Origin of the sequence: Burkholderia sp. MSMB617WGS (genome assembly GCF_001532025.2) — a bacterium.
GTDB lineage: Bacteria > Pseudomonadota > Gammaproteobacteria > Burkholderiales > Burkholderiaceae > Burkholderia > Burkholderia savannae.
In genome coordinates, this window is the sequence record NZ_CP013457.1 from 1665064 (window position 1) to 1691202 (window position 26139).

Here is a 26139-nt window from a genome sequence, read left to right on the forward strand (position 1 = left end):
GCTCACCACCACCGATGGAAATGATGCACGGGCCCGACGCCGTGCCCGACGTCGAGTCGCCCGCTCGCGCCGATCGCGCCCGTCAGATAGACCTTCGCGTCGGCGATCGCGTCCGCGAGCGTCGGGCGTTGCGGCAGCAGCGCGGCGATCGCCGCCGACAGCGTGCACCCCGTGCCGTGCGTGTTCGCGACCGGCAGCCGCTCGCCGGCGAAGCGTTGCGCGCCGCCCGCGTGAATCAGCCAATCCGGGCTTTCGTGCAAGGCGCCGAGGTGGCCGCCCTTCATCAGCACCGCCTTCGCGCCGCGCGCGACGAGCGCCTCGCCCTGGCGCACCATCTCGTCCTCGGTCGTCGCGGCCGCGACGCCGAGCAGCTCGGCCGCCTCCGGCAGGTTCGGCGTGACGAGGCCGGCGAGCGGCAGCAATTCGTCGCGCAGCGCGGCGACCGCGTCGGGCGCGAGCAGCGCGTGCGAACTCTTCGAGATCATCACCGTGTCGAGCACGACGTGGCGCGGCGCGTAGCGCGCGAGCGCCGCGGCGACCGCGCGCACGATCGACGCGTTCGCGAGCATGCCGATCTTCACCGCGTCGATGCGGATGTCGTCGAACACGGCGTCGAGCTGCGCGGCGACGAAGCTCGCGTCGGGCGCATGCACGCCCGTCACGCCGCGCGTGTTCTGCGCGGTGAGCGCGGTGATCACGCTCGCGCCGTACGCGCCGAGCGCGGAGAACGTCTTCAGATCGGCCTGGATGCCTGCGCCGCCGCCGGAGTCGGAGCCGGCGATCGTGAGCGCGTTGGGAATCGGTCGGGTCATGGGCGGGAGGCGTCGATGAAAAACGCGGGCGGATGGCGCGGGCGGCGCGACGAGGGCGCGCCGGCGCCGCGCCTCAGTGTTTCGATTCGCCGATGAGGGCGACCGAATCGAAGCGGCGCTGGTTCGCGAGGTGCAGCCGCATCACGAGCCACATCGTCAGGCACACGAACGTGCCGAACAGCACGATCACGATGCCGACCGGCACGTCGAGCCACACGAGCGCCGCGTACAAGCAGAGCATCACGAGCACGGACAGGTTCTCGTTGAAGTTCTGCACCGCGATCGAATGGCCGGCCGACAGCAGCACGTGGCCGCGATGCTGAAGCAGCGCGTTCATCGGGACGACGAAGAATCCCGACAGCGCGCCGACGAACATCAGGAACACGTATGCGACGAGCAGATAGACGGGCAAGTGCATGCGCCCGATGGCCAGCGCCCAGTGCGCGGGGAACAGGTCGCGCGTGTAGAACGCCATCAGCATCACCGCGATGCCCATCACGATGCCGACGGGCAGCACGGTCAGCGACTTGCGCAGCGGAATCCGGCTCGCCGCGATCATCGCGCCCGCCGCGACGCCGAGCGCGACGACCGCCTGCAGGATCGCGCCTTCGGACAGCGACATGCCGAGCGATACCTCCGCCCACTTGAGGACGATGAACTGCAGCGTCGCGCCCGCGCCCCAGAACAGCGTCGTGACGGCGAGCGAGATCTGGCCGAGCTTGTCGTGCCAGAGCGTCATGAAACAATCGGCGAAATCGGTGACGAGCTTGAGCGGGCCGTGCTGCTGCTTCGGATAGCGTGCGCCCGTGTCGGGAATGCGCAGGTTGAAGAGCGCCGCCGTCACGTAGATCGCCATGATGACGAGCATCGCCGCCTCGGCGGGCGTGTTGATCGAAGGGGGCGTGTGCGCGATCACGTGCGACGCGATCTTCGGGCTGATGAGCGCGCCGCCCAGCACCGTGCCGAGGATGATCGAGCCGACCGTCGTGCCCTCGATCCAGCCGTTCGCGGCGACGAGCCGCTCGGGCGGCAGGAGCTCGGTCAGAATGCCGTACTTCGCGGGCGAATAGGCGGCCGCGCCGAAGCCGACGATCCCGTATGCGACGAGCGGATGCGCGCCGAACAGCATGATGAGGCAGCCGACGACCTTGATCGAATTGGTGATGAACATCACGTGCCCTTTCGGGCGCGAGTCGGCGAACGCGCCGACGAAGGCGGCGAGCACCACGTACGACAGGACGAAGAACAGCTTCAGGAGCGGTATCATCCAGTTCGGCGCGTGGAGGTCTTTCAGCAGGGCGATTGCGGCGATGAGAAGAGCGCTGTCGGCCAACGACGAGAAAAACTGCGCGGCCATGATGGAGTAAAAACCTTTTTTCATCTGAAGCGATGCTTTCCTCGCGGCGGCTCGGCCGCGCGGGCCGTGCAATCGGACTTATTCCGTTCGAAATGGGTTGTGCGCACGGCTTTATATCACGAAAATACGTCAATTCGGACTTGCCAGATTCCCCGATCGTTCCGCGCATTCCCGGCGTCGCGCCCAAAAGGCGCGATAAGCTGATGATTCGCAAGCGTCTTTACTGATATTTCCTATGCCGCGCCCGATTTCCGCCACGATCCACACCGCCGCTTTGGCGAACAATCTCACTGTCGTGCGTCGCCACGCCGCCAAGTCGAAGGTCTGGGCGATCGTCAAGGCGAACGCGTACGGGCACGGCCTCGCGCGGGTCTTTCCCGGGCTGCGCGGCACCGACGGCTTCGGCCTTCTCGATCTCGACGAGGCCGTGAAGCTGCGCGAGCTCGGCTGGGCGGGCCCGATCCTGTTGCTCGAGGGCTTCTTCCGATCGACCGACATCGACGTGATCGACCGCTACAGCCTGACGACCGCGGTGCACAACGACGAGCAGATGCGCATGCTCGAGACGGCGCGGCTGTCGAAGCCCGTCAACGTGCAGCTGAAGATGAACAGCGGGATGAACCGCCTCGGCTACACGCCGGAGAAGTTCCGCGCCGCGTGGGAGCGCGCCCGCGCGTGCCCCGGCATCGGCCAGATCACGTTAATGACCCATTTTTCCGACGCCGACGGCGCACGCGGCGTCGCCGACCAGGTGGCTACGTTCGAGCGCGGCGCGGAAGGCATCGCCGGCACGCGCAGCCTCGCGAACTCGGCCGCCGTGCTCTGGCACCCGTCGACGCACTTCGACTGGGTGCGGCCCGGCATCATGCTGTACGGCGCGTCGCCGTCCGGGCGCTCGGCGGACCTCGCCGACAAGGGCCTGAAGCCGACGATGACGCTCGCGTCCGAGCTGATCGCCGTGCAGACGCTCGCGAAAGGGCAAACGGTCGGCTACGGCTCCGTGTTCGCCGCCGAGGGCACGCTGCGGATCGGCGTCGTCGCGTGCGGCTATGCGGACGGCTATCCGCGGATCGCGCCGGAGGGCACGCCCGTCGTCGTCGACGGCGTGCGTACGCGGATCGTCGGCCGCGTGTCGATGGATATGCTGACCGTCGATCTCACCCCGGTGCCGCAGGCGGGCGTCGGCTCGCGCGTCGAGCTCTGGGGCGAGACGCTGCCGATCGACGACGTCGCCGCGCAATGCGGGACGGTCGGCTACGAGCTGATGTGCGCGGTCGCGCCGCGCGTGCCGGTGCGTGCCGAATAAGGGCGGCGCGCGCATGGCCAAGCAGAAAACGGTATTCGTCTGCACCGAGTGCGGCGGGCAGGCGCCGAAGTGGCAGGGGCAATGCCCGTCGTGCCACGCGTGGAACACGCTCGTCGAATCGGTCGAGAGCTCGCCGTCCGCGCACCGTTTCCAGTCGCTCGCGAAACAGGCGCCGGTGCAGCGGCTCGCGGACATCGAGGCGGCCGACGTGCCGCGCTTCTCGACCGGGATCGGCGAATTCGACCGGGTGCTGGGCGGCGGGCTCGTCGCGGGCGGCGTCGTGCTGATCGGCGGCGATCCGGGGATCGGCAAGTCGACGCTGCTGCTGCAGTCGCTCGCGCAGATCGCGAGCGAGCGGCCGGCGCTCTATATCAGCGGCGAGGAATCGGGCGCGCAGATCGCGCTGCGCGCGCAGCGGCTCGCGCTTCTCGACGGCGGCGCGAGCGCGGCCGATCTGAAGCTGCTCGCCGAGATCCAGCTCGAGAAGATTCAGGCGACGATCGACGCCGAGCGGCCCGACGTGGCCGTCATCGATTCGATTCAGACGATCTATTCGGAGGCGCTCACGTCCGCGCCCGGCTCGGTCGCGCAGGTGCGCGAATGCGCGGCGCAATTGACGCGCATCGCGAAACAATCGGGCACCGCGATCATCATGGTCGGGCACGTGACGAAGGAGGGCAACCTCGCGGGCCCGCGCGTGCTCGAGCACATCGTCGACACCGTGCTGTACTTCGAGGGCGACACGCATTCGTCGTTCCGGCTCGTGCGCGCGTTCAAGAACCGCTTCGGCGCGGTCAACGAGCTCGGCGTGTTCGCGATGACCGAGCGCGGGCTGCGCGGCGTCGCGAATCCGTCGGCGCTGTTCCTGTCGCAGCACACGGAGGTCGTGCCGGGCTCGTGCGTGCTCGTCACGCAAGAGGGCACGCGGCCGCTCCTCGTCGAGGTGCAGGCGCTCGTCGACACCGCGAACGTGCCCAATCCGCGCCGGCTCGCGGTCGGCCTCGAGCAGAACCGGCTCGCGATGCTGCTCGCCGTGCTGCACCGGCATGCGGGCATCGGGTGTTTCGACCAGGACGTGTTCCTCAACGCGGTCGGCGGCGTCAAGATCACCGAGCCGGCCGCCGATCTCGCGGTGCTGCTCGCGATTCATTCGTCGATGCGTAACAAACCGTTGCCAAAGGGTCTGATCGTATTCGGCGAAGTGGGGCTCGCGGGCGAGATCCGGCCGTCGCCGCGCGGGCAGGAACGCCTGCGCGAGGCAGCGAAGCTCGGCTTCACGACCGCGCTGATTCCGAAGGCGAACGCGCCGAAACAGCCGATCGACGGGCTTCGCGTGCATGCGGTCGAGCGCATCGAGCAGGCGATCGATCAGATCCGCGTGCTCGAATGAGCGCGACGATCGGCTCGCGCTTCGCTCGCGCGTTGCGGCGCCGCGCCTTTCGCGAGCCGATCAGGGGCGTAAAACCATGTAACGTTTTGGTACGCTGATGTAACCCTTTTGCAGCCTGTTTTTTTCTATGCTTGCCCGGGTTGTCTGCCGCATGACGCGGAAAAGGGAAGCGTGTTGAAACGATCTCATCAAACCAGTGCGCAAAAGCGCACGTACAACGTGCGGGGTTGCCGCGTGTCCGAGCCGATCGGCGCGCCGTGGGGCGGCGGTTGCCGGATCGTCGAATGGATCGGCGGGGACGGGCGGATCGCCCGCCGTGTCGCCGCCGTCAACGTGACCGAGGCGGAAGTCTACGCGATGATCCGCCGGCCGCTCGAAGGCCGCCGCCATCTGATGGGCGACGACGAGCAGATGCCGCGCGACACGCTGCCGCGGCGCTGATTTCAGAATGCGGGGCGGCGGCGCGATCCGATATCGGCGTGCCGCCGCTCGCGTTACCCGATCTTCTCGAGTTCGTCATGCGCGCCGAGCCAGTCGGCTTCGAGCGCGTCGAGGCGACCGTTGACGTCGCCGAGCTTGCGGATCGCGTCGGTGAGACGCGTTTTCCGATCGGCCTCGTAGCTCGCCGGATCGGCGACGAACGCGTCGAGCGCCGACTTCTCGGCCTGCAACTGCTCCATTTCCTTTTCGATCTTCGCGATGCGCGTTTGCAGCGGCCTCTTCAAGTGCGAAAGCCGCTGGCGCGCTTCGGCTTCCTGCCGTTTCTGATCCCTGCGGTTTGCCGCGGACGCGCCGCCGTTGCCGTCGCTCGCCGGGCCGGATTCGCCCTTCGCCGCCGCGCGCTGGTCCGCCGCGTGCTGCAGCAGCCAGTCGCGGTAATCGTCGAGATCGCCGTCGAACGGCTGAAGCCGGTGCTTCGCGACGAGCATGAACTGGTCGGTCGTTGCGCGCAGCAGGTGGCGGTCGTGCGACACGAGGATCAGCGTGCCTTCGAATTGCGCGAGCGCCATCGTGAGCGCGTGGCGCGTCTCGAGATCGAGGTGGTTCGTCGGCTCGTCGAGGAGCAGCAGGTTCGGCTTTTGCCAGATGATGAGCGCGAGCGCGAGCCGGGCTTTCTCGCCGCCCGAGAACGGCTCGATCGGAGCGGTCGCCATGTCGCCCGAGAAATTGAAGCCGCCGAGGAAATCGCGCAGTTCCTGCTCGCGCGAGTCGGGCGCGAGACGCGCGAGATGCGCGAGCGCGGAATCGTCCGGGCGCAGCGTCTCGAGCTGATGCTGCGCGAAATAGCCGATCGTGAGGCCCTTGCCGGTGCGCACGTCGCCCGACAGCGGCGCGAGCGTGCCCGCGAGCGTCTTGATGAGCGTCGACTTGCCCTGGCCGTTCGCGCCGAGCAGGCCGATCCGCTGGCCGTTCTGGATCGACAGCGCGACGCGCTCGACGATCGGAATCTCGCCGTCGTCGTCCGCGCGATAGCCGCAGCGCACGCCTTCCATCACGAGCATCGGGTTCGGCGCGGAGTCGGGCGTGCGGAACTCGAACGTGAACGGCGACGCGACGTGCGCGGGCGCGATCAGCTCCATCTTCTCGAGCGCCTTCATCCGGCTTTGCGCCTGCTTGGCTTTCGTCGCCTTCGCCTTGAAGCGGTTGATGAAGCTCTGCAGGTGTTCGATCGTCTTCTGCTGCTTCTCGTAGGCGCTTTGCTGCAAGTCGAGCTGCTGCGCGCGCAGCACTTCGAATTGTGAATAATTGCCGCCGTAGCGCTTCACCTGGCGATTCTCCAGATGCAGCGTCACGTTGCAGACTGAATCGAGGAACTCGCGGTCGTGCGAGATGACGACGAGCGTGCCCGGATAGCGATGCAGCCAGTCCTCGAGCCAGACGATCGCGTCGAGATCCAGGTGGTTCGTCGGTTCGTCGAGGAGCAGCAGATCCGAGCGGCACATCAGCGCCTGCGCGAGATTGAGGCGCATCCGCCAGCCGCCCGAGAAGCTCGCGACGGGCTCGCGCGTTTGCGCGAGCGTGAAGCCCAGCCCGAGCAGCAGCGCTTGCGCGCGCGCGGGCGCGGTGTAGCCGTCGGCGTCGGCAAACGCCGCGTGCGCGTCGGCTTCGGCCGCGCCGTCATGCGCGGCGGACGCCTGCGCGATGCGCGCCTCGATCGCGCGCAGCGCGGCGTCGCCGTCGAGCGTGTAGTCGAGCGCGCTGCGATCGACGGCGGGCGTTTCCTGCGATACGTGCGCGATGCGCCACGACGGCGGCATCGCGAAGTCGCCCGCATCCGCGTGCAGCTCGTCGCGCAGCACCGCGAAGAGCGTCGATTTGCCGGCGCCGTTCGCGCCGACGAGGCCCGCCTTCTCGCCGGGATTCAGCGTGAACGAGGTCGCGTCGAAGAGCGGCTTCGTGCCGCGGGCGAGGCTGAACTGATTGAAACGGATCACGGCGAAAAATACTGGGGAAAAGCGCTATTCTAGACTGCGCGCCGCGCAGGGGGGATCGTCCGGACGGCAGAGTGTGCGCACGGCGCCGAATTCGCCTAGACTTTCGCGGACGGCACAGCCATATCAAAACAGGGAGGAACGAGCCAATGTCGGAACTTTATTCATTCAGCGCGCAGGCGCTTTCGGGCGGAGACGTGTCGCTCGAGCAATACCGGGGCAAGGTGCTCCTCATCGTCAACACGGCGAGCGAATGTGGATTCACGCCGCAGTACGCGGGGCTGCAGCAGCTGTACGACCGCTTTCGCGAGCGCGGGTTTGTCGTGCTCGGCTTTCCGTGCAACCAGTTCGGCAAGCAGGAGCCGGGCGACGCGTCGCAGATCGGCGCGTTTTGCGAGAAGAATTTCGGCGTCACGTTCCCGATGTTCGCGAAAATCGACGTGAATGGCGCGAGCGCGCATCCGCTGTACCGCTACCTGACCGAGGAAGCGCCCGGCATTCTGGGCCTGAAGGCGATCAAGTGGAATTTCACGAAGTTTCTCGTGAATCGCGAAGGCGAAATCGTGAAGCGTTATGCGCCGTCGACGAAGCCCGACGATATCGCCGAGGACGTCGAGAAGCAGCTCTGAGCGAAGCGGTATTGCGGCGCGTGCCCGAATCGGGCGCGCGCGGCCGATCCGGCGGGCGATTCCGGGCCGGCTGCGCTCTTCGGGCGGCGGCGTGAGATGCGCGGCGTTCGGGCGGCGCGCGGGACACGCGTATTTTCCGTTGCCGCGTCGGGCGCACCGTGCAACGTCCCGTCACGCCGCGTTCGATCGTGTCGTATTCGTCCGCCGCGATGTGGCGGAGCGGGGCAACGTTCCTGCGACGAAACATACGTTTGGCCGTTGCGGATCGAACGGCCGCAGGTGCGGCGCGACGCAGGCGCATTGCCGCAGACGCACTGACCGTATGCCACCGGCGCACGCATGCCGGCGGATACGAACGAACCGCCGTACACGCGCCGACACCCATTCGTCGCGCGCCGAACGGCTAGGCCAGCGCCTCCTTCCATTCCTGAAGCGTCCAGCCGCTCACGACGCCGCCCGTCACGAAGGGATCGCCGCTCACGAATTCCTCGGCGGCGTCGCGGCTCGTGAAGATGCCGAGTGCGCCTTGCGCGGGATCGGCGAACGGCCCGGCCATCAGCAGCACGCCGCGCGCGTGGAATTCGCGTAGCCGCGCGACGTGCGCGGGGCCGAGCTCGGCGGCTTTCGCGAGGCCGTCCGGCGCCGTCTGATAGAACATCACGCATTTCATCGGCAAGTCTCCGTCTTCGTTCGAACGGACGCGCTTCGATGCCTTCGGCACCTTCGGCGCCCACGGCGCGCGGCGTTCGCGTGCGCGCCTTGCCTTGCCGCGCCGCGCGCCCTGCGCCCAGTCAGAGGATCGGCGCGAACAGCCGAGCGACATGCATCGCGACGCGCCGCCACGCGGGCGAGCGCCGATACTCGCTCAGATCCACTTCGAACGCGTTGCCGAAGTCGCGCTCGAGCATCGTTTCGACTTCGGCCGCAAAGCCTTCGTCGACCGTCAGCACCATGATCTCGAAATTCAGCCGGAATGACCGGTTGTCGAGGTTCGCGCTGCCGACGGCCGCCGCCGCGCGGTCGATCAGCACGACCTTCTGATGCAGGAAGCCGGGCCGGTAGCGGAAGATCCGCACGCCCGCGTCGACGAGATCGCGCGCATAGAGCTTCGACGCCTCGAACACGACATAGTGATCGCGCCGGCTCGGGATCAGCACCCGCACGTCGACGCCGCGCATCACCGCGAGCTTGAGCGCCGAGATCACCGCCTCGTCGGGCACGAGGTAGGGCGTCGTGATCCACACGCGCTCGCGCGCCGCGTTGATCGCCTCCGCGAAGAAGAGCGAGCCCGTCTCCTGCTTGTCGGCGGGGCCCATCGGCACGACGAGGCAGTGCATGTCGGCGTCGGCGACGGGCGCGGGCGGCGGCGCCTGCGGCGGCAGCGACTGCGTCGCCCAGTGCCAGTCCTCGGCGAACACATACTGGATGTTCGCGACCGCGGGGCCGCGCACTTCGATGTGCGTGTCGCGCCACGGCGACAGGCGCGGATTGCCGCCGAGATATTCGACGCCGACGTTGTGCCCGCCGACGAACGCGCGCTCGCCGTCGACGACGACGATCTTCCGATGATTGCGGAAGTTGAGCTGAAAGCGGTTGACGAACTGCTTGTTGGTTGCGAAAGGATGCACCTCGACGCCGCCCTCGCGCAGCGCGTGCACGTAGCTCGACGGCAGATCGAAGCTGCCGATGCTGTCGTACAGCAGATAGCAGCGCACGCCCGCCTGCGCGCGCGCGATCAGCGTATCGCGCAGCATCGCGCCGAGCGCGTCGTCGCGAACGATGAAAAACTGGACGATCACGTAGCTGCGCGCGGCGTCGATCGCCGCGAGGATCGCGGAGAACGTCGCGTCGCCGTTGACGAGCGTGCGCACTGCGTTGCCGGCGAGGAACGGCATGCCGACGAGGCGCGTGAGCGCGCGCACGCGCGCGAGGCCGAGCGCGTCCTTCGGCGCGCCGAGCGTCGAGCCCTCGGCGCTCCACGGCGCCGGATGCGCGCGTGTGCGCAGCGCCTCGGTCTCGTGGCGGCGCGCGTCGACATAGCCGGAGAACTTGCTGCGGCCGAGGAACAGATACGGGATCAGCGTCAGATACGGCATCGCGGTCAACGACACCGCCCATGCGATCGCGCCTTGCGACGTGCGCGTGTTCAGGATCGCATGGCAGGCCGCGATCACGCCGAGCACGTGCGCGAGGCCGATGAAGGTGCCGAGATGAAGCCAGTCGAGGGTCATGAGCGCGTTGGATTCCTGAGGAAGGCCACGCGGCGCGCCGCGACCGGCTGCCGCTTACGCGCATCTTACCGAAGCGTGCGCGGCAACGGCCACTCCCTTGCGAGCCGGGGCACGGCCGGCTGCCAGGGAGGGCGCGAGATCAGCCGGCGACGGCGGGCAGGGCGCTCGCGTGGATCAGGAACACGCAGTCGTCGCCCGCGCTCGTCGGCAGCCAGACGAGATCGAGGCCGCCGAACGCCGCCTCGACGTTCTCGCGCTCGTTGCCGATCTCGACGACGAGCACGCCGTCGTCCTTCAGCCAGCGGCGCGCTTCGCCGATGATGCGGCGCACGATGTCCATTCCGTCCGCGCCGCCCGCGAGCGCCATTTCCGGCTCGTGCCGGTACTCGGCGGGCAGCTCGGACATCGACGCCGCGTTCACGTACGGCGGATTCGTGATGATCGCGTCGTAGCGCTGCTCGGGATCGATCCATTTGAACTGCGGCAGCGGCGCGTAGAGATCGCCGTGGTAGAGCGTGATCCGCTCGTCGAGCCCGTAGTCGCCGCGATTGATCTTCGCCACTTCGAGTGCGTCGGCCGACAGGTCGACCGCGTCGACGCTCGCGTTCGGAAACGCGAGCGCGGCGAGGATCGCGAGGCAGCCGGAGCCCGTGCACAGCTCGAGCACCGAGCCGACGAACTCGGGGTCCTCGATGTACGGCTGCAGGCCGTCGTCGAGCAGCTCGCCGATGAACGAGCGCGGCACGATCGTGCGCTCGTCGACGTAGAAGCGATGGCCGTGCATCCACGCTTCGCGCGTGAGGTATGCGGCAGGCACGCGCTCGGCCGCGCGGCGCTCGATCACGGCGAGCACCGCGTCGATCTCGTCGGGCGCGAGGCGCGCGTCGAAGAACGGCTCGAGCGTGTCGAGCGGCAGGTGCAGCGTGTGCAGCACGAGATAGACGGCTTCGTCGTATGCGTTGTCCGAGCCGTGGCCGAACGCGAGCTTCGCCTTCGAAAAGCGCGACACCGCGTAGCGCACGAGGTCGCGGACGGTCCGGAACGGGGAGGGGGAGGTCGTCATCGGGCGCCCTTCGTCAAGCGATCAGTTGTTCGAGCACGCGGCGGTACACGTTCTTCAGCGGATCGACGAAGCGCACTTCGATGTGCTCGTCGATCTTGTGGATGCTCGCGTTCGGCGGCCCGAATTCGATCACCTGCGGGCAGATGCGAGCGATGAAGCGGCCGTCCGACGTGCCGCCCGTCGTCGACAGCTCGGGCGAGATGCCGGTCTCCGCGCGGATCGCCGCATCGAGCGCGTCCGACAGCTCGCCGCGCGGCGTGAGGAACGGCAGGCCGCTCACGGACCAGTTCAGCGCATAGTCGAGCTGGTGCTTGTCGAGGATCGCGTGCACGCGCGCCTGCAAGCCTTCGACGGTGCTCGCCGTCGAGAAGCGGAAGTTGAACAGCAGATCCGCGTGGCCCGGGATCACGTTCGTCGCGCCGGTGCCCGCGCGCAGGTTCGACACCTGCCAGGTGGTCGGCGGGAAATACTCGTTGCCTTCGTCCCATTGCTCGGCCGCGAGCTCGGCGAGCGCCGGCGCGAGCAGGTGGATCGGATTCTTCGCGAGATGCGGATACGCGATGTGGCCTTGCACGCCCTTGACGACGAGCTCGCCCGACATCGAGCCGCGCCGGCCGTTCTTCACGGCGTCGCCGAGCGTTGCCGTCGACGTCGGCTCGCCGACGATGCAGTAATCGAGCCGCTCGCCGCGCGCCTGGAGCGCTTCGACGACCTTCACGGTGCCGTCCGTCGCCGGGCCTTCCTCGTCGCTCGTGATCAGGAAGCCGATCGAGCCGCGATGCTGCGGATGCGCGGCGACGAACTCCTCCGCCGCGACGACGAAGCCCGCCAGCGAGGTCTTCATGTCGGCCGCGCCGCGGCCGTACAGCTTGCCGTCGCGATGCGTCGGCACGAAGGGCGGCGAGCTCCACTGCTCGAGCGGGCCGGTCGGCACGACGTCGGTATGGCCCGCGAACGCGAGCAGCTTGCCTTCGCGGCCGGCCGCGCCGCGCTTGACGGCCCAGAAATTCGTCACGCCGTGCGACGCGATCGTTTCGCACTCGAAGCCGAGCGCGGCGAGGCGCTCGATCATCAGATGCTGGCAATGTTGATCGTCGGGCGTGACGGACGCGCGCGCGATCAGTTGTTCGGTGAGGGCAAGGGTGGCGGACATGATTCGGACCACTTTCGATAAAAAATGCCGGCGCGCAGGCCGGCAGCATGTTGGGGGCGGCGGCGCGCGCGGCTCAGGCGAACAGCTCCGCGTATTCGTCGGCCGAGAAACCGAGCGCCTTCACGCGGCCGTCGACGACGACGACGGGCCGCTTGATCACGGAAGGCTTGTCGATCATCAGCGCGATCGCGCCCGCTTCCGATTCGGCCGCGGCCTTCTGCTCGTCGGTGAGCGCGCGCCACGTCGTGCCGCGCCGGTTGACGAGCGCATCGAGCGGCACGTCCTTCAGCCAGCGCTCGACGAGCGGCGCGCTCACGCCCGCTTTCTTGAAATCGTGGAACGCGAACGCGACGCCGCGCGATTCGAGCCACGTGCGGGCCTTCTTCACGGTATCGCAGTTCGGGATTCCGTAGACGACGGTGCCGGCGGTGCCAGCGGTGCCGTTTGCGCCCGCCATCAGTCGCCTCGCAGCAGTTCGTTCAGGCCGACCTTCGCGCGCGTCTTCGCATCGACCTTCTTCACGATCACCGCGCAGTAGAGGCTGTGCGTGCCGTCCTTCGACGGCAGGTTGCCCGCGACGACGACCGAGCCGGCCGGAATGCGGCCGTACGTCACTTCGCCCGTTTCGCGGTCGTAGATCTTCGTGCTTTGGCCGAGGTACACGCCCATCGAGATCACCGAATTCTCCTCGACGATCACGCCTTCGACGACTTCCGAGCGCGCGCCGATGAAGCAGTTGTCCTCGATGATGACGGGGTTCGCCTGCAGCGGCTCGAGCACGCCGCCGATGCCGACGCCGCCCGACAGGTGCACGTTCTTGCCGATCTGCGCGCACGAGCCGACCGTCGCCCACGTGTCGACCATCGTGCCTTCGTCGACATATGCGCCGATGTTCGTGTACGACGGCATCAGCACGACGTTCTTCGCGATGAACGAGCCGCGGCGCGCGATCGCCGGCGGCACGACGCGGAAGCCGCCCGCGGCGAAGTCTTCGGCCGTGTAGTTCGCGAACTTCGACGGCACCTTGTCGTAGAACTGCGTGTAGATGGCACCTGCGCCGCCCGCCGGCATCGGCGCGTTGTCCTCGAGGCGGAACGACAGCAGCACGGCCTTCTTCAGCCACTGGTGCACGGTCCATTCGCCGTCGATCTTCTCGGCGACGCGCAGCGCGCCGCGGTCGAGCTGCTCGATCGCGTGCGCGACGGCTTCGCGGATCTCCGCGGACGCGGCCTTCGGCGAGAGCTCGGCGCGGTTTTCCCAGGCGTTATCGATGATTTGCTGAAGTTGTTGCGACATGTTCGTGGCTATGCTGGACGTGGATGATGGATGAATCGGGGGCGCTCGGCGCGCGTTCAGCGGGCGAGGCCGCGGCAGAAATCGACGATGCGCCGTGCGCCCTCGACGCATTCGGCCGTGCCGGCGACGAGCGCGATCCGGACGAAGTCGCGGCCGGGATTCGCGCCGTGCGCGTCGCGGGCGAGATACGAGCCGGGCAGGACCGTCACATTATAGTCGGCGTAGAGGCGCCGGGCGAACTCGGTATCCGACAGGCCGGTTCGCGCGACGTTCGCCCACAGGTAGAACGCGGCGTCGGGCAGGCGCACGTCGACGACGTCGGCGAGCATCGGCGTGACGGTCGCGAATTTCTGCGCGTAGAGCGCGCGGTTCTCGCGCACGTGCGCCTCGTCGCTCCAGGCGGCGACGCTCGCCTTCTGCCACACGGGCGACAGCGCCGCGCCGTGGTACGTGCGGTACAGCAGGAAGCGCTTGAGAATCGCCGCATCGCCCGCGACGAAGCCCGAGCGCATGCCCGGCACGTTCGAGCGCTTCGACAGGCTCGACAGCATCACGAGGCGCTCGAACCCGCGGCCGAGCTTGTGCGCCGCCTCGAGGCCGCCCAGCGGCGGCTTCGCCTCGTCGAAGTAGATTTCCGAATAGCATTCGTCCGATGCGATCACGAAGCCGTGCTCGTCCGACAGCGCGAATAGTTCGCGCCAGTCGTCGAGCGTGAGCACGGCGCCCGTGGGATTGCCGGGCGAGCACACGTAGACGAGCTGCGTGCGCGCCCACACGTCGGCCGGCACGGCCGAATAGTCGGGCGCGAAGTTGCGCGCCGGATCGCTGTTGACGAAGTACGGCTCGGCGCCCGCGAGAAGCGTCGCGCCTTCGTAGATTTGATAGAAAGGATTCGGACAGAGTACGATCGGCCTTTCGCCGTTTTGGCGCGGACTCGGATCGATGACCGCCTGCGCGAGCGAGAAGAGCGCCTCGCGCGAGCCCGATGCGGCGAGCACCTGCGTCGCGGCGTCGATCGCGGGCAGCCCGTAGCGCCGCGCGAGCCACTGCGCGACCGCCTCGCGCAGCGCGTCGGTGCCCGCCGTCGCCGGATACGACGCGAGGCCGTCGAGCGCGGCCGCGGCGGCCTCGCGGATCAGCGCGGGCGTCGCGTGCTTCGGCTCGCCGATGCCGAAGCTGATCGGCGGCAGATGCGCGCTCGGCGTCACGCCGGCAAAGAGCGCGCGGAGCTTTTCGAACGGATAGGGCTGGAGCGTGTCGAGACGAGGATTCACGGGCGTGGGGCTCACGGAGCCGGTAGGTGGCCGATCGGACGGGCCGGTTTAAGCGAAACGGGCGCGAAACTGGGGCGCGGCTGGCGCCGCCGGGCGCGGGCGAAGCAGGGCGCGGCGGGTCGCGGCGCGAGATGCCGGCGTGCCGGCCTGTTGGGCGCGGCGACGGCGCACGATTATAGCGTGACATCGGACGGCGGAACGCGCGGCGCGCGCCGCGGCGCCGTCCCGGGAAGGAACGAGAGGTTCGGTTTGCAAATGAATGGACGAGGGGGCGCCGCCTGGCCGACGCTCGCAATTCTGGTCGGCGCGTCGGTATGGGGCCTGATCTGGTATCCGCTGCGCCTGCTGGCGGCGCTCGGCGTGACGGGCACGGCGGCGAGCGCGGCGACGAGCGTCGTCGCCTGCGCGTTCGTGCTCGTCGTGCGGCGCAGGTCGATCGCGACGCTCCGCCGGCACTGGCTGCTGCCCGCGCTCGGCGCGGCCGCGGGCGTGACGAATCTCGGCTTCGTCTGGGGCACGATCCACGGCGAGGTGCTGCGCGTGATGCTGCTTTTCTATCTGACGCCCGCGTGGACCGCGATCTACGCGCACTTCATCCTGCGCGAGCGCCTGACGGTGGCGGGCGCGGCGCTCGCCGCGCTGTCGCTCGCGGGCGCGATGCTGATGCTGTGGTCGCCGCGGCTCGGCGTGCCGCTGCCGGCGAATCCGGCCGAATGGGCGGGGCTCGCGGCCGGGATGAGCTTCGCGATGAGCAACGTGCTCGTCGTCAAGGCGAGCCGCGAGCTGCCGCGGATGAAGCCCGAGATGCGCACGGCGACGCTTTTCGGCGGCGCGGCGGCGATGGGCGTCGTCGCGTCGTTCGTCGAGGGGCTGCCGCCGCTGCCCGCGGGCGGCGATCTCGGCTTCGCGGCGCTCCTCGTCGTCGGGATCGGCGTGACGGTCGCGGCGAACAACATGCTTGTTCAGCACGGCCTCGCGCGCGTGCCGGCGAACCGCGCGTCGATCATCATGCTGTTCGAGATCGTCGTCACCGCGCTGTCGGCGTGGCTTTTTGCCAACGAAGTGCCCACCGCGCGCGAATGGGCGGGCGGCCTTTGCATCGTCGTCGCGACCTTGCTGTCGAGCCGCGTGCACCGTGCCCGCCCGGCCGACGACGAACCGCGCGAGCCGCGGGACGGCGCGCGCGCGATGGTATGATTGGCCCCATTCGCGGGGCCGACTGCTTGACAGCACGGCCCCGTTTTTCGAATCTTGGGCATGCGGCGCGCGTGGGCCTTTAGGCCGAATCGCAACGCGCAACGCAGGCTCCGAACCGTTTCACACTCTTTACCACCGATACCGCCGTGCGTCTGAGCTCGATCAAACTCGCTGGCTTCAAATCTTTCGTCGATCCCACGCACTTCCAGGTCCCAGGTCAACTGGTCGGCGTGGTGGGCCCGAACGGGTGCGGCAAATCCAACATCATCGACGCCGTGCGCTGGGTGCTCGGCGAATCGCGCGCGTCCGAGCTGCGCGGCGAATCGATGCAGGACGTGATCTTCAACGGCTCGACCACCCGCAAGCCCGGCAGCCGGGCGAGCGTCGAGCTGATCTTCGACAACTCCGACGGCCGCGCGGCCGGCCAGTGGGGCCAGTACGGCGAGATCGCCGTGAAGCGCGTGCTCACGCGCGACGGCACGTCGAGCTACTACATCAACAACCTGCCCGCGCGCCGCCGCGACATCCAGGACATCTTCCTCGGCACGGGCCTGGGGCCGCGCGCGTACGCGATCATCGGCCAGGGGATGATCGCGCGGATCATCGAGGCGAAGCCCGAGGAACTGCGCGTGTTCCTCGAAGAGGCGGCGGGCGTGTCGAAGTACAAGGAGCGCCGCCGCGAGACCGAGAACCGGCTGCACGACACGCGCGAGAACCTGACGCGCGTCGAGGACATCATCCGCGAGCTCGGCGCGAATCTCGAGAAGCTCGAGGCGCAGGCGGTCGTCGCGACCAAGTACAAGGAACTCGTCGCCGACGGCGAGGAGAAGCAGCGCCTCTTGTGGCTGCTGCGCAAGAACGAGGCGGCGGCCGAGCAGGACAAGCAGCGTCGCGCGATCGGCGAAGCGCAGATCGAGCTCGACGCGCAGACCGCGAAGCTGCGCGAAGTCGAGGCGCAGCTCGAGACGCTGCGCGTCGCGCACTACTCGGCGAGCGACGCGATGCAGGGCGCGCAGGGCGCGCTCTACGAGGCGAACGCCGAGGTGAGCCGGCTCGAGGCCGAGATCAAGTTCATCGTCGAATCGCGCAACCGCGTGCAGGCGCAGATCGCGGCGCTCGTCGCGCAGCAGGAGCAATGGCGCGCGCAGGCCGACAAGGCGCAGGGCGACATCGAGGAAGCGGAAGAGGCGCGCGCGATCGCCGAGGAAAAGGCGGCGCTCGCCGAGGACGACGCGGCCGCGAAGCACGACGCGCTGCCCGCGCTCGAGGCGCGCTGGCGCGACGCGCAGACGGGCCTGAACGACGAGCGCGGCCGCATCGCGCAGACCGAGCAGGCGCTCAAGCTCGAGGCCGCACACCAGCGCAACGCCGATCAGCAGCTGCAGCAGCTGCAGCAGCGCCACGAACGCCTGAAGGCGGAGGCGGGCGGTCTCGACGCGCCGGACGAGGCGCAGCTCGAGGAACTACGCATGCAGCTCGCCGAGCACGAGGAGATTCTTGCCGAAGCGCAGGCGCGCTTGGCCGACGCGCAGGAGACGCTGCCGCGCCTCGACGCGGAGCGCCGCGCGGCGCACGAGCGCGTGCAGGCCGAAAGCGCGCAGATCCATCAGCTCGAAGCGCGGCTCGCCGCGCTCAAGCAGCTGCAGGAAAACGTGCAGACGGAAGGCAAGATTCAACCTTGGCTCGACAAGCACGAGCTCGGCGCGCTGCCGCGTCTGTGGAAGAAGCTGCACGTCGAGGCCGGCTGGGAAACCGCGCTCGAGGCGGTGCTGCGCGAGCGGCTCGCGGCGCTCGAGGTGTCGAATCTGGACTGGGTGAAGGCGTTCGCGACCGACGCGCCGCCCGCGAAGCTCGCGTTCTACGCGCCGCCCGCCGCGGGCGAGCCGCTCGCCGCCGCGGGCGCGTTGCGGCCGCTCCTGTCGTTCGTGCGGATCGACGATGCGGGCCTGCGCGCGGTGCTCAACGACTGGCTCGGCGCGGTGTTCGTCGCCGACGATCTCACGCAGGCGCTCGCCGCGCGCGCGCAGTTGCCGCAGGGCGGCGCGTTCGTCGTGAAGGCGGGCCACGTCGTCACGCGCTCGGGCGTGCAGCTGTATGCGGCCGATTCCGAGCAGGCGGGGATGCTTGCGCGCGCGCAGGAAATCGAGAACCTGGCGCGTCAGGTGCGTGCGCAGGCGCTCCTGTCCGACGAAGCGAAGGCGGCGGCGATCCGTGCGGAAGCGGCGCACACGCAGGCGTCGCAGGCGCTGACCGAAGTTCGCGCGCAGGCCGAGCGCGCGACGCAGCGCGTGCATGCGCTGCAGATGGACGTGCTGAAGCTCGCGCAGGCGCACGAGCGCTACACGCAGCGCAGCACGCAGATTCGCGAGGAGCTCGAGGAGATCGGCGCGCAGATCGAAGAGCAGCGCGCGCTGCGCGCGGAGTCGGAGGCGAACTTCGAGCGCCACGACGCCGAGCTCGCCGAGCTGCAGGCGCGCTTCGAGGACAACCAGCTCGCGTTCGAGTCGCTCGACGAGACGCTGACGAACGCACGCCAGGAAGCGCGCGAGCTCGAGCGCGCGGCCACCGACGCGCGCTTCGCCGCGCGCCAGTCGGCTAACCGGATCGACGAGCTCAAGCGCACGATCCAGGTCGCGCACGACCAGAGCGAGCGCGTCGCCGCATCGCTCGAGGACGCGCGCGCGGAGCTCGAGACGATCAACGAGCAGACCGCGCACACCGGCCTGCAGGACGCGCTCGAAGTGCGCGCGGCGAAGGAGCAGGCGCTCGGCGCCGCGCGCGCGGAGCTCGATGACCTGACCGCGAAGCTGCGCGCGGCCGACGAGACGCGTCTCGCCGCCGAGCGCTCGCTGCAGCCGCTGCGCGAGCGCATCACCGAGCTGCAACTGAAGGAGCAGGCGGCGCGGATGACGGGCGAGCAGTTCGCCGAGCAGCTCGCGGCGGCCGAGGTCGACGAGGCCGCGCTCAAGGAGAAGCTCGCGCCGGACATGAAGCCGTCGTACCTGCAGGGCGAGGTCACGCGGATCAACAACGCGGTCAGCGCGCTCGGCCCCGTCAACATGGCGGCGCTCGAGGAGCTCGCGGCGGCGAGCGAGCGCAAGGTGTTCCTCGACGCGCAATCGGCCGACCTGACGAACGCGATCGAGACGCTCGAGGACGCGATCCGCAAGATCGACCAGGAAACCCGCACGCTGCTGCAGGCGACCTTCGACGAAGTGAACCGTCATTTCAGCGATTTGTTCCCGCGCCTGTTCGGCGGCGGCCAGGCGAAGCTCATCATGACGGGCGACGAGATCCTCGACGCCGGCGTGCAGGTGATGGCGCAACCGCCCGGCAAGAAGAACGCGACGATTCACCTGCTGTCGGGCGGCGAGAAGGCGCTGACGGCGACCGCGCTCGTGTTCGCGATGTTCCAGTTGAATCCGGCGCCGTTCTGTCTGCTCGACGAGGTCGACGCGCCGCTCGACGACGCCAATACCGAGCGCTTCGCGAACCTCGTGCGCGCGATGTCGAGCAAGACGCAGTTCCTCTTCATCTCGCACAACAAGATCGCGATGGAGATGGCGCAGCAGCTGATCGGCGTGACGATGCAGGAGCAGGGCGTGTCGCGGATCGTCGCGGTGGACATGGAAACCGCTGCGGGTTTTGCCCAGAATTGACGTTTGACGAATGGCTCGCGGGCGCGCGGCGCAAGGGCGCCCGCCCGCGAGCCCAATGAAAAAGAATTGGATGGAGCTTGCATGGACGAGTTGACACTCGGGTTGATCGGCGCGGGCGCCGTCGTGGTGGGCGGCGTCGTGGTCTACAACGCGTGGCAGGGGGCGAAGGTGCGCCGCAGGATGCCGCGCCCGATGCCGTCCGAGGCGGCCGAGGCCGCCTCGCGGCACGAGCGCGACGACGACGCGCCCTTCATCGAGCCGGTGCGGCAGCCGGCGCGCCGCGATGCCGCGGCGGGCGCGCAAAGCGACGGCGCGGCGCGCGTCGAGCCGACGTTCGGCGGCGTGGCGCCCGCCGACACGCCGGCCGACCTGCAGGCCGAGGCGACCGTCGCGAACGGCGCGGTCGAGCCCGCCGTCGAGACGACGGGCGGCGGCGAGGCCGTCGAGGCCGCGTCGGCGCTCGCGCACGACGAGCCGGTCGAGCCGGTGCTGCCCGCCGCGACGACGATCTCCGCGGCGCCGCCTGCGGTCGTCGATCGCCGGATCGACTGCATCGTGCCGATCCGCCTCGCGGGCCCGCTCGCGGGCGACAAGATCCTGCCCGCCGCGCAGCGGCTGCGCCGCGCGGGCAGCAAGCCGGTGCATATCGAAGGCAAGCCGGAGGGCGGCGACGCGTGGGAACTGCTGCAAAACGGCGTGCGCTACGAAGAGCTGCGCGCGGCCGCGCAGCTCGCGAACCGCAGCGGCCCGCTCAACGAGCTCGAGTTCTCCGAATTCGTGACGGGCGTTCAGCAGTTCGCGGACGCGATCGACGGCGCGCCCGAATTCCCGGACATGATGGAAACGGTGTCGATGGCGCGCGAGCTCGACGGCTTCGCCGCGCAGTGCGATGCGCAACTGTCGATCAACGTGATGTCGGACGGCGCGCCGTGGTCGGCGAACTACGTGCAGGCGGTCGCGTCGCAGGACGGGCTGCTGCTGTCGCGCGACGGCACGCGCTTCGTGAAGCTCGACGCGAAGCAGAACCCCGTCTTCATGCTCCAGTTCGGCGACACGAACTTCCTGCGCGACGATCTCACGTACAAGGGCGGCAACCTGATCACGCTCGTGCTCGACGTGCCCGTCGCCGACGAGGACATCCTGCCGTTCCGGCTGATGTGCGATTACGCGAAGTCGCTCTCCGAGCGGATCGGCGCGCGCGTCGTCGATGACCAGCGCCGGCCGCTGCCCGAATCGACGCTGCTCGCGATCGAGCAGCAACTGATGAAGCTGTACGCGCGGCTCGAAGAGGCGGGGATTCCGGCCGGCTCGCCCGTCACGCGGCGGCTGTTCAGCCAGTAAGCGCCGCGCGCCGGTTTCGTTTCGGCGCGGTTCTTGCACGCTCGCGATGCGCTGCTGCTGCTGCTGCGCTCGCGAGCGCGGTTTGCGGGCGTGGCGTCGCGCTGGTTGTGTTGCGCCATTCGCATCGGCCGCGCGCCATTCGGTCGATTCTTGCGAAGTCTGTTGATTGACGCGCCGCCGCCCGCCCGAGCCGGCTTGTGCAGCGCAATGCGATAGTGGTGCCGCGGGGCTTTCGATCGCCGCCGCGACGCGGAGGTCGGGGCGGCGGCCCGTCCCGGCATCGTGCGCGGTCGAGCCGATCGAACGGCGTCCCGCCTGCTTCGCCCGCTCGTCATAAGGCATCGAAGCGTTCTCGTCCGCAACCAAGGGATTGGAACCCCGATCCCCCGATTCCCCGATTCCCCGATTCCCCGATTCCCCGATTCCCGATCCCCGATCCCCGATCCCCGATCCCCGCCTCCTATCGGTCATTTAGCCGATGCCGAAAAGGGCTCGAACTGAGATAATCGTCGCTTGATGATTCTCACGAGAAAGTGCCGCCAGCATGGCCCGATCCCCAGTTGAACCGCCCGCCGGCCAGCCGGCGAAGCGCGCCGCGTGGCTGCGCGCCGAGCTCGAGCGGGCGAACTACGCCTATTACGTGCTCGACCAGCCGGAGCTGCCCGACGCCGAGTACGATCGGCTCTTCGTCGAGCTTCAGCAAATCGAGGCCGAACACCCTGATCTCGTCACGCCCGATTCGCCGACCCAGCGCGTCGGCGGCGAAGTCGCGAGCGGCTTCACGCCGGTCGTGCACGACACGCCGATGCTGTCGCTCAACAACGGCTTTGCCGACGACGACGTCGTCGCGTTCGACAAGCGCGTGGCCGACGGCCTCGACAAGGCGACCGACCTCGCCGGCACCGTGACCGAGCCTGTCGAATACGCGTGCGAGCTGAAGTTCGACGGCCTCGCGATCTCGCTGCGCTACGAGGACGGCCGTTTCGTGCAGGCGTCGACGCGCGGCGACGGCACGACGGGCGAGGACGTCACCGAGAACATCCGCACGGTTCGCTCGATTCCGCTCAGGTTGAAGGGCAAGCATCTGCCGCGCGTGCTCGACGTGCGCGGCGAGGTGCTGATGTTCAAGCGCGATTTCGCGCGCCTGAACGAACGTCAACGCGCGGCGGGCCAGCGCGAATTCGCGAATCCGCGCAACGCGGCGGCGGGGAGCCTGCGGCAGCTCGATTCGAAGATCACCGCGTCGCGCCCGCTGTCGTTCTTTGCGTATGGGGTCGGCGTGCTCGACGGGCTCGAGATGCCCGGCACGCACAGCGGCCTGCTCGACTGGTACGAGACGCTCGGGCTGCCGGTGAACCGCGAGCGCGCCGTCGTGCGCGGCGCCGACGGCCTGCTCGGCTTCTTCCGCGCGGTCGGCGAGAAGCGCGAGTCGCTGCCGTACGACATCGACGGCGTCGTCTACAAGGTGAACCGCCGCGACGAGCAGGACCGGCTCGGCTTCGTGTCGCGCGCGCCGCGTTTCGCGCTCGCGCACAAGTTCCCCGCGCAGGAGGCGCTGACGAAGCTCGTCGCGATCGACGTGCAGGTCGGGCGCACGGGGGCGATCACGCCGGTCGCGCGGCTCGAGCCCGTGTTCGTCGGCGGCGCGACCGTCACGAACGCGACGCTGCACAACGAAGACGAGGTGCGCCGCAAGGACATCCGGATCGGCGACACGGTCGTCGTGCGACGCGCGGGCGACGTGATTCCGGAGGTGGTGTCGGCCGTGCTCGAGCGGCGTCCTGCCGACGCGCGCGAGTTCGTGATGCCGGCCGAATGCCCCGAATGCGGATCGCGGATCGAGCGATTGCCGGACGAGGCGATCGCGCGCTGCACGGGCGGGCTCTTCTGCCCCGCGCAGCGCAAGCAGGCGCTGTGGCATTTCGCGCAGCGCCGCGCGCTCGACATCGACGGCCTCGGCGAGAAGATCATCGATCAGCTCGTCGAGCAGAACATCGTGCGCACGCCCGCCGATCTGTTCCATCTCGGCTTCTCGACGCTCGTCGAGCTCGACCGCTTCGCGGAGAAGTCCGCGCAGAACCTGATCGAATCGCTCGAGAAGGCGAAGCATACGACGCTCGCGCGCTTCATCTATGCGCTCGGCATTCGCCATGTCGGCGAATCGACGGCGAAGGATCTGGCGAAGCACTTCGGTTCGCTCGATCCGATCATGGACGCGTCGATCGACGCATTGCTCGAAGTCAACGATGTCGGCCCGGTCGTCGCCGAATCGATTCACCAGTTCTTTGCCGAGGAGCACAATCGCACGGTGATCGAGCAGTTGCGCGCGCCGGGCAAGGTGACGTGGCCCGAAGGGCCGCCCGCGCCGCGCGCGCCGCAAGGCGTGCTTGCGGGCAAGACCGTCGTGCTGACGGGCACGCTGCCCACGCTCACGCGCGATGCGGCGAAGGAATTGCTGGAGGCGGCGGGCGCGAAGGTGGCGGGCTCGGTGTCGAAGAAGACCGATTACGTCGTCGCGGGCGCCGACGCGGGCAGCAAGCTCGCGAAGGCCGAGGAACTCGGCATTCCGGTGCTGGACGAAGAGGGCATGCACAAACTCCTGGAGGGCCACGCGCGATGATTCGCGAGATTCTGAAGATGGGCGATCCGCGTCTGCTCGAAGTCGCAAGACCGGTCGAAGCATTCAACACGCCCGAACTGCACGCGCTCGTGGCGGACATGTTCGAGACGATGCATCACGCGAACGGCGCCGGGCTCGCCGCGCCGCAGATCGGCGTCGGGCTGCAGGTGATCATCTTCGGCTTCGGCAGCAGCGAGCGCTATCCGGAGGCGCCGCCCGTGCCGGAGACGGTGCTCGTCAATCCGACCGTCGAATATTTGCCGCCCGACATGGAAGAGGGCTGGGAGGGCTGCCTGTCGGTGCCGGGGTTGCGCGGCGTCGTGAGCCGCTACCGGCGCGTGCGCTACAGCGGCTTCGACCAGTTCGGCGCGAAGCTCGAGCGGATCGCGGAGGGGTTTCACGCCCGGGTCGTCCAGCACGAATACGACCACCTGATCGGCAAGCTCTATCCGATGCGAATCACCGATTTCTCGAAATTCGGCTTCACCGACGTGCTGTTCCCGGGGCTCGACGCGCAATCGGACGACTGACTGACGCGGCGCGCCGCGGCGGCGCGGTTTGCCGCGCTGCGCAAACGCGGCCGGGAGCGAAACAGAAAGCGAAAACGCCCGCGGCCGCGGGCGTTTTCATTTGAAGCCTGCCGGCGCGAGCCGGGCGGTCAATGCGCGGCCTGCGGCCTCCGAGCGGGCGGCCGCGCGTCGATCAGAACGCTTCGTCCGGCCCGAGATAGCGCCATTGCCCTTGAGGCAGCGCGCCCAGCATCACGCGGCCCATCCGCACGCGCTTCAGGCCGATCACCTCGAGGCCGACGAGTTCGCACATCCGGCGAATCTGGCGCTTCTTGCCTTCGCGCAGCACGAAGCGCAACTGCTCGCCGTTCTGCCAGCTGACCATCGCGGGCTTGAGCGGCGCGCCGTCGAGCTCGAGGCCATGGCGCAGCTTCGCGAGCGACTCGGCGGGGAAGTGATGCTCGATGTCGGTCAGGCGCTCGCCGAATCGCACGCGCACGAGGTATTCCTTGTCGATGTCGGATTGCTCGCCGATCAGCTGCTTTGCGATGCGGCCGTTTTGCGTCAGCACCAGAAGGCCCGTCGAATCGATGTCGAGCCGGCCCGCGGGCGCGAGCGCGCGCAGTTGCTGCGGGGAGAAGCGCAGCGGCGAGCGGTCGCCGCTCCAGTGGTTTTCGCGCGTGACGAGCGTTGCGGCGGGCGCGTAGCCGTCCTCCGCCTGGCCCGACACATAGCCGACCGGCTTGTGCAGCAGGATCGTCACTTGCGCGGCCTGCGCGGCGCGCGCGTTCGAATCGATTTCGATGCGCTGGTCGGCGCGCACCTTCGTGCCGAGCGTGTCGATGCGCTCGCCGTCGACGAGCACCCAGCCTTTCTCGATCCATTCGTCCGCTTCGCGGCGCGAGCAAAGGCCGAGTTCCGACATGCGCTTCGACAGGCGCACGAGGCCCGTTTCGTCACCTCGGTCACCTCGGTCGCCTCGGTCGCCGCGCTCGACGTGTGCGGCGCGTTCGCCGGGTTCGGCAATGCGGCGCTTGATCGGTTGCGCGGCCTTCAGGCGCGAGCCCGTCGTCGCGCGGACGGCAGGGCGGCGATTGTCGGATGCGTTCGCGCGGGGCGCAGCGCGTTCGCCGGTGCGCGCAGTGCGCTCGGTGCGCGACGGCGTGCGTTTCGCGGATGCACCGTAGCGATCGTCGGTGCGCTGCGGCGCGCGTTTGCCGCTCGCCGTGGTTTTGCCCGCGAACGGCGCCGCCGCCGAATCGCGCGCGGTGCGGCCGTGCGGGCGCGGTGCGCGCTCGTCCGGCTGGCGCGTCGCGGTTCTGGATGCGCCGCTCGACTTGGCGCCTGCCGGGCCGCGTGCGCCGGCGGGTTTCGCGCCTTCGCGCGTCGCGCGGCCCTGGCCGCGCGCGGCAGGATCGAACGAGCGCGCATCCGGGTTGCGCGCCGCCCGCGCGTCGCGCGTCGTGGCACGATCGGCGGTGCGGCGCTCGGGCTTCGCATCGGTGCGGCGGTCGCGCGCCCCGGCAGCGGCGCCGGGAGCGCCGGCGCGCTTGGCCGCGCCACGTTCGCCGCCCGGACGGGCGGCATCATGCGCGGTGCGCGGCTTCGCGACGCGCTTGCCTTCGGACGCCGCCGCAGCGGAGCGCGCGGGCGCGCCCGCGCGCTTTTGCGGGGCGGCCGGCGCGCCGCGTGGCGCCGACGGCTTCGCCGCGGCGGACTTGGTCGCGGGCTTCGCCGCCGCCGGTTTCGCGCCCTCCGCTTTCGCGTCGGGCCGCGCGACCTTGCGCGCGGTGAGGCTGCCGGAACGGACGGGGGCGCGGCCGGGCGTCGCCGGTCGCGGATTCTTGACGGTCAATTTTGTGCGCATAAA

Annotated in this window: 20 protein-coding genes; 9 read left to right on the plus strand and 11 right to left on the minus strand. The window is 69.0% G+C overall.

All coding sequences use genetic code 11. The features are described from left to right. Positions 1-2: 2 nt before the first annotated feature. Together thiD and lplT are read right to left on the minus strand one after the other, a co-directional pair. The gene (gene thiD, locus WT60_RS08340) at positions 3-812 is read right to left on the minus strand and encodes a bifunctional hydroxymethylpyrimidine kinase/phosphomethylpyrimidine kinase (RefSeq protein WP_038744951.1); all 810 of its coding nucleotides are present in this window, start codon (positions 810-812) and stop codon (positions 3-5) included. A 73-nt stretch (positions 813-885) separates the two neighbouring features. Next, on the minus strand, positions 886-2193 hold the full coding sequence (gene lplT, locus WT60_RS08345; RefSeq protein ID WP_038744952.1) for a lysophospholipid transporter LplT: 1308 nt from the start codon (positions 2191-2193) through the stop codon (positions 886-888). Between the two features lie 211 nt (positions 2194-2404). Here lplT and alr point away from each other — a divergent pair, with 211 nt between their 5' ends. The 3 genes from alr (at position 2405) to WT60_RS08365 (ending at position 5306) form a co-directional block, all read left to right on the plus strand. After that, the gene (gene alr, locus WT60_RS08355) at positions 2405-3475 is read left to right on the plus strand and encodes an alanine racemase (protein WP_038744953.1); all 1071 of its coding nucleotides are present in this window, start codon (positions 2405-2407) and stop codon (positions 3473-3475) included. A gap of 13 nt (positions 3476-3488) precedes the next feature. Continuing rightward, complete coding sequence (gene radA / locus WT60_RS08360; RefSeq protein WP_038744954.1) at positions 3489-4865, plus strand: DNA repair protein RadA; 1377 nt, start codon at positions 3489-3491, stop codon at positions 4863-4865. Positions 4866-5039: 174 nt separating this feature from the next. Beyond that, complete coding sequence (locus WT60_RS08365) at positions 5040-5306, plus strand: DUF2866 domain-containing protein (protein WP_038744955.1); 267 nt, start codon at positions 5040-5042, stop codon at positions 5304-5306. Positions 5307-5359: 53 nt separating this feature from the next. Here the strand turns inward: WT60_RS08365 and WT60_RS08370 are convergent, their stop codons facing one another. Further along, complete coding sequence (locus WT60_RS08370; protein WP_038744956.1) at positions 5360-7300, minus strand: ATP-binding cassette domain-containing protein; 1941 nt, start codon at positions 7298-7300, stop codon at positions 5360-5362. 146 nt (positions 7301-7446) lie between these two features. On the opposite strand from WT60_RS08370, the gene WT60_RS08375 reads away from it, so the two are divergent. After that, entirely contained in the window at positions 7447-7926 is a 480-nt protein-coding gene (locus WT60_RS08375) for a glutathione peroxidase (protein ID WP_060355299.1), read from the plus strand. Positions 7927-8329: 403 nt separating this feature from the next. Here the strand turns inward: WT60_RS08375 and WT60_RS08380 are convergent, their stop codons facing one another. The 7 genes from WT60_RS08380 to dapC all read right to left on the minus strand — a co-directional run bounded on the left by WT60_RS08380 (position 8330) and on the right by dapC (position 14943). Beyond that, entirely contained in the window at positions 8330-8596 is a 267-nt protein-coding gene (locus tag WT60_RS08380; RefSeq protein ID WP_060355309.1) for a YciI family protein, read from the minus strand. 121 nt (positions 8597-8717) lie between these two features. Continuing rightward, entirely contained in the window at positions 8718-10157 is a 1440-nt protein-coding gene (cls, locus tag WT60_RS08385; protein WP_038744958.1) for a cardiolipin synthase, read from the minus strand. Between the two features lie 139 nt (positions 10158-10296). Next, a complete protein-coding gene (gene prmB / locus WT60_RS08395) occupies positions 10297-11220 on the minus strand; it encodes a 50S ribosomal protein L3 N(5)-glutamine methyltransferase (RefSeq protein WP_038744960.1) in 924 nt (307 codons plus the stop codon). Positions 11221-11233: 13 nt separating this feature from the next. Further along, positions 11234-12373: a succinyl-diaminopimelate desuccinylase gene (gene dapE / locus WT60_RS08400; protein ID WP_038744961.1), complete on the minus strand. Its 1140-nt coding sequence runs from the start codon at positions 12371-12373 to the stop codon at positions 11234-11236. 73 nt (positions 12374-12446) lie between these two features. After that, the gene (locus tag WT60_RS08405) at positions 12447-12830 is read right to left on the minus strand and encodes an ArsC family reductase (protein WP_052145022.1); all 384 of its coding nucleotides are present in this window, start codon (positions 12828-12830) and stop codon (positions 12447-12449) included. Then, positions 12830-13669 (minus strand): 2,3,4,5-tetrahydropyridine-2,6-dicarboxylate N-succinyltransferase, encoded by an 840-nt coding sequence (gene dapD, locus WT60_RS08410; protein WP_038744963.1) that lies wholly within the window; start codon positions 13667-13669, stop codon positions 12830-12832. The genes WT60_RS08405 and dapD overlap by 1 nt, the downstream gene beginning before the upstream one ends. 56 nt (positions 13670-13725) lie before the next feature. Then, positions 13726-14943 (minus strand): succinyldiaminopimelate transaminase, encoded by a 1218-nt coding sequence (dapC, locus tag WT60_RS08415; RefSeq protein WP_161788642.1) that lies wholly within the window; start codon positions 14941-14943, stop codon positions 13726-13728. A 249-nt stretch (positions 14944-15192) separates the two neighbouring features. On the opposite strand from dapC, the gene WT60_RS08420 reads away from it, so the two are divergent. The 5 genes from WT60_RS08420 to def all read left to right on the plus strand — a co-directional run bounded on the left by WT60_RS08420 (position 15193) and on the right by def (position 24290). After that, complete coding sequence (locus tag WT60_RS08420) at positions 15193-16140, plus strand: DMT family transporter (RefSeq protein WP_059643237.1); 948 nt, start codon at positions 15193-15195, stop codon at positions 16138-16140. 146 nt (positions 16141-16286) lie between these two features. After that, positions 16287-19799 (plus strand): chromosome segregation protein SMC, encoded by a 3513-nt coding sequence (gene smc / locus WT60_RS08425; RefSeq protein ID WP_059574517.1) that lies wholly within the window; start codon positions 16287-16289, stop codon positions 19797-19799. Positions 19800-19880: 81 nt separating this feature from the next. Beyond that, entirely contained in the window at positions 19881-21140 is a 1260-nt protein-coding gene (locus WT60_RS08430; RefSeq protein WP_059574520.1) for a cell division protein ZipA C-terminal FtsZ-binding domain-containing protein, read from the plus strand. A gap of 544 nt (positions 21141-21684) precedes the next feature. After that, complete coding sequence (gene ligA / locus WT60_RS08435; protein WP_060355298.1) at positions 21685-23760, plus strand: NAD-dependent DNA ligase LigA; 2076 nt, start codon at positions 21685-21687, stop codon at positions 23758-23760. Beyond that, on the plus strand, positions 23757-24290 hold the full coding sequence (def, locus tag WT60_RS08440; RefSeq protein ID WP_038744976.1) for a peptide deformylase: 534 nt from the start codon (positions 23757-23759) through the stop codon (positions 24288-24290). The genes ligA and def overlap by 4 nt, the downstream gene beginning before the upstream one ends. Before the next feature lie 172 nt (positions 24291-24462). Here the strand turns inward: def and WT60_RS33490 are convergent, their stop codons facing one another. Beyond that, complete coding sequence (locus WT60_RS33490) at positions 24463-26136, minus strand: pseudouridine synthase (protein ID WP_145986751.1); 1674 nt, start codon at positions 26134-26136, stop codon at positions 24463-24465. Between the last annotated feature and the right edge of the window lie 3 nt (positions 26137-26139).

Coding starts and splice junctions, on each gene's coding strand:
- thiD (WP_038744951.1), bottom strand. CDS start 812: ATGACCCGACCGATTCCCAACGCGCTCACGATCGCCGGCTCCGACTCC.
- lplT (WP_038744952.1), bottom strand. CDS start 2,193: ATGAAAAAAGGTTTTTACTCCATCATGGCCGCGCAGTTTTTCTCGTCG.
- alr (WP_038744953.1), top strand. CDS start 2,405: ATGCCGCGCCCGATTTCCGCCACGATCCACACCGCCGCTTTGGCGAAC.
- radA (WP_038744954.1), top strand. CDS start 3,489: ATGGCCAAGCAGAAAACGGTATTCGTCTGCACCGAGTGCGGCGGGCAG.
- WT60_RS08375 (WP_060355299.1), top strand. CDS start 7,447: ATGTCGGAACTTTATTCATTCAGCGCGCAGGCGCTTTCGGGCGGAGAC.
- WT60_RS08380 (WP_060355309.1), bottom strand. CDS start 8,596: ATGAAATGCGTGATGTTCTATCAGACGGCGCCGGACGGCCTCGCGAAA.
- cls (WP_038744958.1), bottom strand. CDS start 10,157: ATGACCCTCGACTGGCTTCATCTCGGCACCTTCATCGGCCTCGCGCAC.
- prmB (WP_038744960.1), bottom strand. CDS start 11,220: ATGACGACCTCCCCCTCCCCGTTCCGGACCGTCCGCGACCTCGTGCGC.
- dapE (WP_038744961.1), bottom strand. CDS start 12,373: ATGTCCGCCACCCTTGCCCTCACCGAACAACTGATCGCGCGCGCGTCC.
- WT60_RS08405 (WP_052145022.1), bottom strand. CDS start 12,830: ATGGCGGGCGCAAACGGCACCGCTGGCACCGCCGGCACCGTCGTCTAC.
- dapD (WP_038744963.1), bottom strand. CDS start 13,669: ATGTCGCAACAACTTCAGCAAATCATCGATAACGCCTGGGAAAACCGC.
- WT60_RS08430 (WP_059574520.1), top strand. CDS start 19,881: ATGGACGAGTTGACACTCGGGTTGATCGGCGCGGGCGCCGTCGTGGTG.
- ligA (WP_060355298.1), top strand. CDS start 21,685: ATGGCCCGATCCCCAGTTGAACCGCCCGCCGGCCAGCCGGCGAAGCGC.
- def (WP_038744976.1), top strand. CDS start 23,757: ATGATTCGCGAGATTCTGAAGATGGGCGATCCGCGTCTGCTCGAAGTC.
- WT60_RS33490 (WP_145986751.1), bottom strand. CDS start 26,136: ATGCGCACAAAATTGACCGTCAAGAATCCGCGACCGGCGACGCCCGGC.